Source organism: Micromonospora sp. NPDC005299 (assembly GCF_042872345.1).
Classification (GTDB): Bacteria; Actinomycetota; Actinomycetes; order Mycobacteriales; family Micromonosporaceae; genus Micromonospora.
The window spans coordinates 294,816-306,071 of record NZ_JBIAKG010000005.1; the positions used below are offsets into that span (position 1 = coordinate 294,816).

The window sequence follows — 11,256 nt, forward strand, 5'->3', positions numbered from 1 at the left end:
AAGGTGAACCGGTGGACACCGAGGCAGTGCGATCGTTCGTCCGGGCGGCCGAACTCGGCCAGTTCCACCATGCGGCCGATGAGCTGGGCGTGACGCAGCAGGCAGTCTCCAAACGGATCGCCGCCCTGGAGCGCGAGCTGGAAGTCCGCCTGTTCACCCGTACCGCCCGAGGGGTGGAGCTGACGCTCGACGGTCAGGCGTTTCTCCCCCACGCTCGGAGCATCGTCGTCGGGGTCGAGCGCGCCATCACGGCGGTCCGGCCGGGCTCCCGGGCCCTTCGGATCGACGTCCTCGGCCTGCGAAGCGCGCAGGCCGTTGTTCTGCACGACTACTGGCGGTCGCATCCCGACACCAAACTCGACGTGGTGACCCTCAGGGTCAACGACCCGCGCGCGGCGGTCGCCGCCGTCGAAGCGGGTGACATCGACGCCTCGTTCCGTACCGTCACCGACCGCGCCGCACTGCCGCCCGACGTGCAGATGATCCACGCGTTCGACTCTCCGCTGGAACTGCTCGTCGGCCCGAGACATCCGCTCGCCGCTGCGCGACGACTGACACCACCACAGCTGCGCAAGCACCGGATCTGGGTGCCGGGTATCGCGCCCCGAAGCGAATGGGCAGAGTTCTACGACCAGCTCGCCACCGACTTCGACCTACGCATCGACGCGGCAGGCCCGCACTTCGGAGACGAGGTGCTCCTGGACACCCTCGCGGACGCCGCGGACGTGGCCACGCTCGTGGGGGCACGCGACCGGTACATCTGGCCGACCACCTACGACCTGCGCCGCATCCCCATCGACAATCCGACCCTCGCATACCCGCTCTCGCTCATCCTCCCCAGCACGAATCCGCATCCGGGACTCCGTGGAGTCATCACCCACCTCGGCAGCCTGCCCAGGCTCCCCGAGACGGTCTGGCTCCCGTCCTGGGCGACGAGGCCACGGCACGGCGACAGCGACATCGCACCTGCTCGCAGGTCCCGACCCCGACCTAGGTGACCCGGCGACGCGGCGTGACCAGCCCCGACTCGTACGCCCACACGACCAGCTGGGCACGGTCGCGGCAGTGCAGCTTCGTCATCGCCCGGTTTACGTGTGTCTTGACGGTCAACGGACTGATCACCATGCCCTCGGCGATCTCGTCGTTGCTCAGCCCCCGGGCGACGAGCTCCACGATCTCCCGCTCGCGGGCGGTCAGCACGTCGCGGCCGGCCGCCGGGTCGGCCGGCCGCGGCCCGGCGGCGAACTCGCTGATGAGCGTGCGCGTGACCGCCGGGGCGAGCAGCGCGTCGCCGCGAGCCACGACGCCGACGGCCTGCAGCAGGTCGGCGGGGTCGGCGTCCTTGAGGAGGAACCCGCTGGCACCCGCGCGGAGTGCGGCGAAGACGTAGGAGTCGAGCCCGTAGTTGGTGAGGATGAGGACGCGGACCGCGGTGAGCTCGGGATCGGCGGCGAGGCGCCGGGTGGCTTCGATGCCGTCGAGTCCCGGCATCTGCACGTCCATCAACACCACGTCCGGCCGCAGGCGTCGCGACAGCTGGACGGCGGCGGCGCCGTCGGCGGCCTCGCCGACGACCTCCAGGCCCTCCTCGGCGTCGAGCAACGCCCGGAATCCGGCCCGCATCAGGGCCTGGTCGTCGGCGAGCAGAACCCGGATCATGCAAGCTCCTCCAGCGGGAAGGTGGCGCGTACTGCGAACCCGCCGCCGTCGCGGGCGGCGGCCCGCAGTGTGCCGTCCAGTCCGGTGACCCGTTCCCGCATGCCGCGCAGGCCCACACCCGGTGTCACCGGCCGGACCGGCGACGCCTGGCCGTCGTCGGTCACCGAGACGGTCAGCTGTGCCGGGGCGTAGTCGACGTGGATCTCGGCGCTGGCGGAGCCGGCGTGGCGGGCCACGTTGGTCAGGGCCTCCTGGACGACGCGATACCCGGCGTGGTCGACCTCGGCGGGCAGGTCCCGGGGCTGACCGGTGACGGTCAGCTGCACCGGTACGCCGGCCGCCCGGGTCCGCTGGGCGAGCTCGCCCACCCGGGCCAGCCCGACGCGGTCTTCGTCGGAGGGTGCGCGCAGGACGTCCAGTGTCGCCCGCAGTTCCCGCATCGCGGCGCTGCTGGCCTCCTGGATCGCCAGCAGCGTGGCCGACGGTTCCTCGCCGTGCTTGCGGGCCAGGTGCACGGCGATCCCGGTCTGCACCTTGATCACGGAGATGGTGTGGGTCAGCGAGTCGTGCAGATCGCGGGCGATGCGCAGACGCTCCTCCCCGGCGCGGCGCAACGCCATCTCCTCGCGGGTGCGTTCCGCCTCGATGGCCCGCTGCTCGACCTGTTCCAGGTACGCACGGCGCTGCCGCGCGACGAGCCCGGCGACGTTGGCGGCGACGAACCAGCCCAGCAGCAGGGCGGTCCGCTCGGCGATCAGCTGGCCGGGTCGACCGGCGGGCGCGACGGAGACGTCGCGGGCGAGGAAGCCGCCGAGGAAGACGAGGCTGGCCAGGGCGGCGGCCGACCGGTGCCCGCGCCAGGCGGCGACGTAGACCGCGCCGAGGACGGGGAACGCGGCGGACACCCCGGAATGGACCCGGACGTGGAGGGCCAGCATGGCGGCGGTCACCACGCTCAACGCCACCACGGGGTGCCGCCGGCAGACCGCCAGGGCCGCCGCCATGGCCAGGACCAGGGCGACGTCGACCAGCCGCACCGTTGCGGCGTCCGGCGCGAGCGCGGCGTTGCCGAGCAGGAGGGCACCGAGGGCGAGGCCGCTGAGGGCGTACGGCAGATCTCGACGCATGGTCGAACTGTAGAACGGCTGTCCTCAGGGAGCGTCCCGCGTCCGCGGTAGATGGGGCGTACTGCGGACGCGGTATCGGTGGCCGGGCAAGTGCCTGCGGCGGCACGACGCTTTCCCGGCCCGCCGAGGCAAGCATCGAGCCCATGACATACCGCTTCTTCACCCCCGCGAAAGCGTCGGCTGCGACGGGTCTCACCGCGGAGGTCTACCGCCAGCTGCGGGACGAGTTCCTCGGGCCGGTGCCCACCTTCCAGGCGCTCTCGGCCGTGCCGGAGGTGCTGGCCGCGACGTGGGCGCTGATGCGCGAGGCCCTGCTCGCCGGGGACGCGTCCCGGGTCGACCGTGAGCTCGTGGCGTCGACGGTGTCCCGGGCCAACCGCTGCCGGTTCTGCGTCGACGCCCACGTGATGCTGCTGCACGCGCTGGGCGAGCACGCGCTGGCCGAGGTCATCGCCCGGGGCGGGACGCCACCGCAGCCGCGGCACGCCGAACTCGCCGGCTGGGCCGAGGCCAGCCGCAGCCCCGCAGCCGCCGACTGGACCGGCCGGTACCGCCCTGAGATCACCGGCACCCTGCTCGCCTTCCACTTCATCAATCGGGTCGTGTCGGCGCTGCTCGACCCGGATCTGCTGCCCGGCGGCCTGCAGCGCTCACCGGTGGTGCGGTCGGTCGGGGGCCGGCTCTACGCCAGGACGGCCCGCGAGCCGAAGGAGCCCGGCCGCAGCCTCCCGCTCGTCGACGCCGGCACGACGGCGCCACCGGCCTGGGCCGGGGAGAACCCGGTCGGCGTGGCGTACGCGTCGCTGAGGAACGCCGCCCTGCGCGGCGGGGACCTCCTGGGGGACGTGGCTCGCCAGACCGTCGCGGCGACCGTGCGGTGGGAGGACGGAAAGTTCCCGGACCGGCCCGCGGAGTGGGCCGTCGATCTGGTCCGGGACGTGCCCGGGACGGACCGCGTCGGGACGCGGATCGCGCTGCTGGCGGCGTTCGCGCCCAGCGCGATCAGCGCGGGCGACGTCGCCCTCTGGCGGCTGTCCCATCCGGGCGACGCCGACCTCGTGCGGCTGGTCGCCTACGGCGCGATCACGGCCACCGACCACGTCGCCCGGGCACTGACCTCGGCTCGTCTCTAGGGGGATCACCATGCGCAAGGCCTTCGTCATCACCAGCTTCCTGTTGCTCGCCGCGTTCGCCCTGCAGTTCGTCTTCGCCGCCGTGGGCGCGTTCACGAAACCCGCGGGCGAGGGCGCCTACACGTTGCACAGCGTCACCGGGATGGCGGTCATCCCGGTTCTCACCCTGCTCACCATCCTGTTCGCCGCGCTGGCGAAGGCACCGGGCCGGCTCGTCGGACTGACGGTTCTGCCGCTCGGCCTCGTCGTCCTGCAGGCGCTCATCGCCGGGCTCGCGAACGGGATCACCGACGCCGCCGGCGTCAGCACCCCGTTCGGCCTGACTATCGCCGGGCTGCACGCGGTCAACGGGATCGTCGCGGTGCACGTCGTGGTGGGCGTGGTCCGGGCGGCGCGAAGGCTGGCCCGCCCGGCGCCGGCCGAGGTCGCCCAGGTGACCGTCCGGGAAGGAGAGCCGGCATGACCGTCGGCTCGCTGCTCGCGGCCGACCTCGTGATCGCGGTCCTCGCGGCCGCCGGGTGGCTGGGCGGCGGTGCCGCGTCGGCCGCCCGGCGCCGTCCGCTCGCACTCGGGCTGGCGGCGTTCGCGCTGCTCGCCACGCTCGCCCGCGCCATCACGATCACCGCGCTCGCCCGCGCCGGCTGGTGGTTCGCGGCGGAGAAGGTCCTCATCGCCGCGCCGCTGTCCCTCGCGGCGGTGGTCGTCGCCGGGCCGCGGCTGCTGCGGGCCCCGGGCGACATCCGCGCCGTCGCGGTCCCGCTCCTCTTCGCCGGGTACGCCGAAAGCGGCGCCCTGCTCGTGACCGTCCTGCACGGCTACCCTGCGTCGGCGGGCGTCGGGCTGCTCGCGGTCGCCGGGGTCGTCACGGCGACCGCGGTCTCGTGGCGCTTCCTCGGCGCGCCCCCGTCCCGGACGGTCTCCCGGGTGGCCCTCGTGGTGGCGGTCGCGGCGCTGCTGACCGGAACCGGGCTGGCCGCAGCCCCGGACGCCGCTCCCGGCGTACCACATGATCACCGACCTGGGGATGCGCGGGCCGTCGGCGAACCGACCAGGCGGTTCACCCTGACGGCCGGGACCGCGACGGTGAGCGTGGCTGGCCGTGACGTCGCGGCGTGGGCGTTCGACGGGCAGGTTCCCGGGCCGGAGCTGACCGCCGCCGTCGGCGACGTCCTGGAGGTGACACTGCGGAACCGGGACATCGCGCGCGGCGTGACGCTGCACTGGCACGGGTACGACGTGCCGAACAGTCAGGACGGCGTGCCCGGCGTGACGCAGGCGGCGGTGCTGCCCGGGCAGGAGTTCGTCTACCGGTTCCGCGCCGATCAGGCCGGGACCTACTGGTACCACACGCACGCGGTATCCGACGTCGGCGTGCGGATGGGGCTCTACGGCGTCCTGGTGGTGCGCCCGGCGCCGGTGACCGGCGTCGACGTCACGGTGCCGGTGCACACCCTCTCCGGCCTTCCGCTGCCCGTGCCGAGAACCGAGTCGGTCCGGGCGGGGACGCCCACGCGGCTGCGGTTGGTCAACACCGACAACGCGACACACCGGTACGCCCTGGCCGGGACTCCGTTCCGGGTCGCCGCCATCGACGGAGCCGACCTGCGGGGTCCGACGTCCCTCGTGGACACCGCCGTGCTGATCCCGGCCGGTGGCCGCTACGACCTGGTGTTCACCGCGCCCGCCACGCCGGTGGCGCTGTTCGTCGACGGACGGGCCGTCTATTCGACCGGACCGGTGTCGGCGGCGACCGCCGCGTGGCCGGTGCTGGATCCGCTCGGCTACGGGGCGCGTGCTCCGGTGCCGTGGTCCCGCTTCGGCAGGAAGTTCACCCTCGTTCTCGACCGCGGCCTCGACCTGCACGGACTGCTTCCGCGATACGCCCACACCGTCAACGGCGCGGCCGACCCGGACATCCCGCCTCAGGTCGTACGCCTCGGCGACGTCGTCAGGTTCACGATCGTGAACCGGTCCCAGGTCGTGCATCCGTGGCATCTGCACGGCCATCACGTCCTGGTGCTGTCCCGCAACGGAAGGCCGGCGACCGGGAGCCCGTTGTGGCTGGACTCCTTCGACGTGCGCCCCGGCGACGTCTGGGAAGTGGCGTTCCGGGCCGACAACCCCGGCATGTGGGCCAACCACTGCCACAATCTGGCGCACGCCGACGCCGGAATGACGCTGCACCTGATGTACTCGTAATCCTCTGCTGCGACGACCCCGTCTCCCGGCGCGTGGACGAGCGTCAGCCCGGGCGGCGTGGGCCCACGGTGTGCGGGGTGTCGGGCTCTTCGTCCAGGCCGGGCGCGGCTGTGCCTCGCCGGGACGCCGTGCGCCGGGGCGTACACTGGCGCTGGTTTTCCGACGTGTGGGCCCCGGTGCCGTGCCGGGGCTGCCGGGACATGGCGGTCGGGGCTTGCGGGAAGGGTGAGTGCCGTGCGTGGTCCCGCGATGACGGACGTGGCCCGCCTCGCCGGGGTTTCCCACCAGACCGTGTCGCGGGTGCTGAACGGGCACCCGAACGTGCGTGAGCAGACGCGCCTGCGGGTGCAGGCGGCGATCGCGGAGTTGGGCTACCGGCCCAACCGCGCGGCCCGCGCCCTGGTGACCGGCCGGTCGCAGGTCATCGGGGTGGTCGCCCAGAACACCACGTTGTACGGCCCGGCGTCGCTGCTGGCGGCGCTGGAGCAGACCGCCGCCGAGGAGGGCTTCGCGGTCACCGTGGGCAGTGTGCGGGACCTCGACCGGGTCTCCATCTCGGAGGCCGTGGAGCGGCACCTGGCGCACCGGGTGGCGGGGATCGTGGTGATCGCGCCGGTGGAGTCGGCCGGGGAGGCGCTGGAGCACCTGCCCAAGGACGTGCCGCTGGTGACCGTCGACGGTGATCCGCGCCGGCCGGTGCCGCTCGTGACGGTGGACCAGGTGGCCGGTGCGCGGGCGGCGACGCAGCACCTGCTGGACGCGGGCCACCGGACGGTCTGGCACGTCTCGGGGCCGGCCGACTGGTTCGACAGCGCCGGGCGCATCGAGGGGTGGCGGGACGCCCTGCGGGTGGCCGGTGCCGAGGTGCCGCCGCTGGTTCCGGGGGACTGGTCGGCCGCGTCGGGCTACCGGTGCGGGCAGATGCTGGCGCGGATGCCCGAGGTGACGGCGATCTTCACGGCGAACGACCACCTGGCGCTGGGTGTCCTGCGGGCGCTGCACGAGCACGGCCGCCGGGTGCCGGACGAGATCAGCGTGGTGGGCTTCGACGACGTGCCGGAGGCGGCGTACTTCATCCCGCCGTTGACCACCGTGCGGCCGGACTTCGCCGCGGTGGCCCGGGCCAGCCTGGACCTGCTGCTGGCGCAGTTCGGGTCCGACACCGTCGGCGAGCTGCGGCAGACCATCGCACCGACCCTGATCTCCCGGCAGAGCGTCGCCGGCCCGCCGGGCTGACCGCCTGCGGTGGGCCGGGCCGGCGTCCGTGATGCCGTTGTTGTGACCGTTAACAGGGCTTGACTCCTGCGGCTGGTGAGCACGTGGTCCGTGGCATTCGCCGCGGACGGACTTCGTGCCCGGTGACCCGGGACGGATCGTCGGTAGCCGCCCCCCGATCGCGCGTCCTGGCCATGACCCCGCCGGTTACCGGACTGTTGCGCCGGTACCTTGACCGACGCCGATGTGAGCGTTAACAATGTGAGCGACGGCACACGCAGGTGGAGGTGGTGTGAGTGGCCGGACCTGGGGACCGGTATGTCGTCGGGATCGACTTCGGAACGCTGTCGGGCAGGGCACTCGTGGTCCGCGTCGGGGACGGCACGGAGCTCGGCACCGCGGTCCACGAGTACCGGCACGGGGTGATCGAGTCGACGCTCCCGGACGGGACGCCGCTCCCGCCGGACTGGGCGCTGCAGGACCCCGAGGACTACCGGGACGTGCTGCGGCACGCGGTGCCGGCGGCCGTGGCCGCCGCGGGGATCGACCCGGCCCGCGTGATCGGGGTCGCCACCGACTTCACCGCCTGCACGGTCCTGCCCGCACTGGCCGACGGCACCCCGCTCTGCGAGGTGCCGGAGCTGCGGAGCCGGCCGCACGCCTGGGTGAAGCTGTGGAAGCACCACGCCGCGCAGCCGCACGCCGACCGCATCAACGCACTGGCGCACGAGCGCCGCGAGCCCTGGCTCAACCGCTACGGCGGGAAGATCTCCGCCGAGTGGCAGTTCGCCAAGGGCCTGCAGATCCTCGACGAGGACCCGGAGATCTACCGTCGCGCCGCGCGGTTCGTCGAGGCGGCTGACTGGATCGTCTGGCAGCTCTGCGGGGTGGAGACACGCAACATCTGCACCGCCGGCTACAAGGGCATCCGCCAGGACGGCCGGTATCCGTCCCGGGACTTCCTGGCGGCGCTCGACCCGGGGTTCGCCGACTTCGTCGCCAAACTGGACGGGCTGCTGCTTCCCATGGGTGCCCGGGCCGGCGCCCTCACCGCCGAGGCCGCCGCGTGGACCGCACTGCCCGAGGGCATCGCGGTCGCGGCCGGCAACGTCGACGCCCACGTCACCGCCGCCTCCGCCCGGGCGCTGGTGCCCGGCCACCTGGTCGCCATCATGGGCACCTCGACCTGCCACGTGGTCAACGGCACCGAGCTGGCGGAGGTGCCGGGCATGTGCGGTGTCGTCGAGGGTGGACTCAGCCCCGGCGCCTGGGGCTACGAGGCCGGCCAGAGCGGCGTCGGCGACATCTTCGGCTGGTTCGTCGACCACGCCGCGCCGGCGGGTGTCGATTCGCACGAGCGGCTCTGCGAGCTGGCCGCCGCGCAGCCGGTCGGCGCCCATGGGCTGATCGCGCTGGACTGGTGGAACGGCAACCGCTCCCTGCTGGTCAATCACGACCTGAGCGGTCTCATCCTGGGGCTGACGTTGGCCACCCGGCCGCCGGACGTCTACCGGGCGTTGCTGGAGTCGACCGCCTACGGCACTCGCATGATCATCGAGGCCCTCGCCGAGGCGGGGGTGCCGATCCGGGAGCTGGTGGTGGCCGGCGGCCTGACCGCCAACCGGCTGCTGATGCAGATCTACAGCGACGTCACCAACCGGCCGCTGAGCATCATTGGTTCGGCGCAGGGGCCGGCGCTGGGCTCGGCGATCCACGCCGCGGTCGCCGCCGGCGCGTATCCGGACGTCTACGCGGCCTCGGCGGCGATGGGCCGGGTGGACCGCGACGCCTACCGGCCGGATCCCGGGCGGGCGCGGGCCTACGACGTGCTCTACGCCGAGTACCGGACCCTGCACGACCACTTCGGACGCGGCGGCAACGACGTCATGTCCCGCCTTCGCGCCCTGCGCAACGCCGCTGTCGACCGACCGGCGGCCCAGCTCGACACGCCGCTGGAGGTGGTCGCATGAGTGCCGAGCCCGGTCAGCAGATCCGGCGACTGCGGGAGAGCGTCGCCCGGCTGCACGCCGAACTCACCCGCCACCGGCTGGTCGCGTGGACGGCCGGGAACGTCTCGGCCAGGGTTCCCGGACAGAACCTGATGGTGATCAAGCCGAGCGGCGTCGACTACGACGACCTCGCCCCGGAGAACATGGTCGTGTGCGACCTCGACGGCGTCGTGGTGGAGGGCGACCTCGCGCCGTCGAGCGACACCGCCGCCCACGCCTACGTCTACCGCGCCCTGCCCGAGGTGGGCGGGGTGGTGCACACCCACAGCGGGTACGCGACCGCCTGGGCGGCCCGCGGCGAGCCGATCCCGTGTCACCTCACCGCCCAGGCCGACGAGTTCGGCGGTGAGATCCCGATCGGCCCGTTCGCCCTGATCGGCGGCGACGACATCGGCAAGGGGATCGTGGCGACCCTCGCCGGGCACCGTTCGCCGGCCGTGCTCATGCGCAACCACGGCGTGTTCACCGTCGGCCGGGACGCCCGCGCCGCGGTGAAAGCCGCGGTCATGTGCGAGGACGTCGCCCGCACCGCGCACCTGGCCCGGGCGCTCGGCGCGCCGCTGCCGATGGCGCCGGCCGACGTCGACGCCCTGCACGACCGCTACCAGAACGCCTACGGGCAGCGACCCCCCTCACCGGCGAGCCCCTGACGGCCGCCCCGATCGCGCGGCCGATCCCCGGACCGTCCGCGTCGCACCACCCACCACCACCAGCGCGGGCCGTGCACCCACGGGGGCGCGCGGCCTCCCAGAACGTTTACCCCGAGGAGATTTGCGGTGAAGAGAATGAGGACACACCCGCCGTCCCGCAAGGTCATCGCGGTGCTCACCGCCGCGCTGCTCGCCACCGGCGTGGCGGCCTGCGGCAACAGCGACACGGGCGGCAGCGGCGGCGACGACGGCACGATCACGCTGGGTTTCTCCCAGGTCGGCGCGGAGAGCGGCTGGCGTACGGCGAACACCACCTCGATCAAGGAGGCCGCGACCGAGGCCGGGATCGACCTGAAGTTCGACGACGCGCAGCAGAAGCAGGAGAACCAGATCAAGGCCATCCGCAACTTCGTCCAGCAGAAGGTCGACGTGATCGCCTTCTCGCCGGTCGTGGAGTCCGGGTGGGACACCGTCCTCAAGGAGGCCCGGGACGCCAAAATCCCGGTGATCCTCACCGACCGCTCGGTCGACTCGGCCGACAAGTCCCTCTACAAGACCTTCCTCGGGTCGGACTTCGTGAAGGAGGGCCGGCTCGCGGGGGAGTGGCTGGTGGAGCAGAAGAAGGCCGCCACCGGCCCGGTCACCATCGTCGAGTTGCAGGGCACGACCGGCTCGGCGCCGGCGAACGACCGGAAGAAGGGCTTCGCCGAGGCGATCGCCGCCAACCCGAACCTCAAGATCGTCGCCTCCCAGTCCGGTGACTTCACCCGCGCCGGCGGCAAGCAGGTGATGGAGCAGTTCCTGAAGGCCAACCCGAAGATCGACGTGCTGTTCGCCCACAACGACGACATGGGCCTGGGCGCGCTCGAGGCGATCACGGCGGCCGGGAAGGTGCCCGGCAAGGACATCACCATCATCACCGTCGACGCGGTCAAGGACGGGATGCAGGCCCTCGCCGACGGCAAGTTCAACTTCATCGCCGAGTGCAGCCCGCTGCTGGGCCCCCAGCTCATGGACCTGGCCAAGAAGGTGCACAACGGCGAGGAGGTGCCGGCCCGGATCGAGACCCAGGAGACCACCTTCACCCAGGACCAGGCGAAGGAAGCACTGCCGAACCGCAAGTACTGACCGGACCACGGGGGTCGGACCCCGGCATCCGGAGCGGGGGGGGGGGGGGGGGGCGGGCCCCCCCCCCCCCCCCCCCCCCCCCCCCCCCCCCCCCCCCACCCCCCCCGGGGGCGGGGGGGGGGGGGGGGGGGGGGTG

The 11,256-nt window shown here is 73.2% G+C and carries 10 protein-coding genes; 8 read left to right on the forward strand and 2 right to left on the reverse strand.

Features of this window, described 5'->3' with window-relative positions:
- Positions 1-11: 11 nt before the first annotated feature.
- Complete coding sequence (locus ACFYPD_RS17215; protein WP_387113921.1) at positions 12-998, forward strand: LysR family transcriptional regulator; 987 nt, start codon at positions 12-14, stop codon at positions 996-998.
- Here ACFYPD_RS17215 and ACFYPD_RS17220 read toward each other — a convergent pair.
- Entirely contained in the window at positions 991-1,659 is a 669-nt protein-coding gene (locus tag ACFYPD_RS17220; protein ID WP_387113923.1) for a response regulator, read from the reverse strand. The two genes, ACFYPD_RS17215 and ACFYPD_RS17220, sit on opposite strands and share 8 nt — an antisense overlap.
- Positions 1,656-2,786 carry a sensor histidine kinase gene (locus ACFYPD_RS17225; protein ID WP_387113925.1) on the reverse strand — a complete coding sequence of 377 codons (1,131 nt, stop codon included), beginning with the start codon at positions 2,784-2,786 and terminating at the stop codon, positions 1,656-1,658. Before ACFYPD_RS17225 ends, ACFYPD_RS17220 begins: the two co-directional genes overlap by 4 nt.
- Before the next feature lie 143 nt (positions 2,787-2,929).
- Here ACFYPD_RS17225 and ACFYPD_RS17230 point away from each other — a divergent pair, with 143 nt between their 5' ends.
- The 7 genes from ACFYPD_RS17230 to ACFYPD_RS17260 all read left to right on the forward strand — a co-directional run bounded on the left by ACFYPD_RS17230 (position 2,930) and on the right by ACFYPD_RS17260 (position 11,120).
- Complete coding sequence (locus tag ACFYPD_RS17230; RefSeq protein WP_387113927.1) at positions 2,930-3,919, forward strand: carboxymuconolactone decarboxylase family protein; 990 nt, start codon at positions 2,930-2,932, stop codon at positions 3,917-3,919.
- 10 nt (positions 3,920-3,929) lie between these two features.
- Complete coding sequence (locus ACFYPD_RS17235; protein WP_387113929.1) at positions 3,930-4,382, forward strand: DUF6220 domain-containing protein; 453 nt, start codon at positions 3,930-3,932, stop codon at positions 4,380-4,382.
- Complete coding sequence (locus ACFYPD_RS17240; RefSeq protein WP_387113931.1) at positions 4,379-6,118, forward strand: multicopper oxidase family protein; 1,740 nt, start codon at positions 4,379-4,381, stop codon at positions 6,116-6,118. The genes ACFYPD_RS17235 and ACFYPD_RS17240 overlap by 4 nt, the downstream gene beginning before the upstream one ends.
- A 249-nt stretch (positions 6,119-6,367) precedes the next feature.
- Complete coding sequence (locus ACFYPD_RS17245; RefSeq protein ID WP_387114387.1) at positions 6,368-7,354, forward strand: LacI family DNA-binding transcriptional regulator; 987 nt, start codon at positions 6,368-6,370, stop codon at positions 7,352-7,354.
- Positions 7,355-7,629: 275 nt separating this feature from the next.
- Positions 7,630-9,303, forward strand: a complete 1,674-nt coding sequence (gene araB, locus ACFYPD_RS17250) for a ribulokinase (protein WP_387113933.1) — start codon at positions 7,630-7,632, stop codon at positions 9,301-9,303.
- The gene (locus ACFYPD_RS17255; RefSeq protein WP_387113935.1) at positions 9,300-9,992 is read left to right on the forward strand and encodes an L-ribulose-5-phosphate 4-epimerase; all 693 of its coding nucleotides are present in this window, start codon (positions 9,300-9,302) and stop codon (positions 9,990-9,992) included. Before araB ends, ACFYPD_RS17255 begins: the two co-directional genes overlap by 4 nt.
- A gap of 135 nt (positions 9,993-10,127) precedes the next feature.
- On the forward strand, positions 10,128-11,120 hold the full coding sequence (locus tag ACFYPD_RS17260) for an ABC transporter substrate-binding protein (RefSeq protein WP_387114390.1): 993 nt from the start codon (positions 10,128-10,130) through the stop codon (positions 11,118-11,120).
- Positions 11,121-11,256 lie beyond the last annotated feature (136 nt).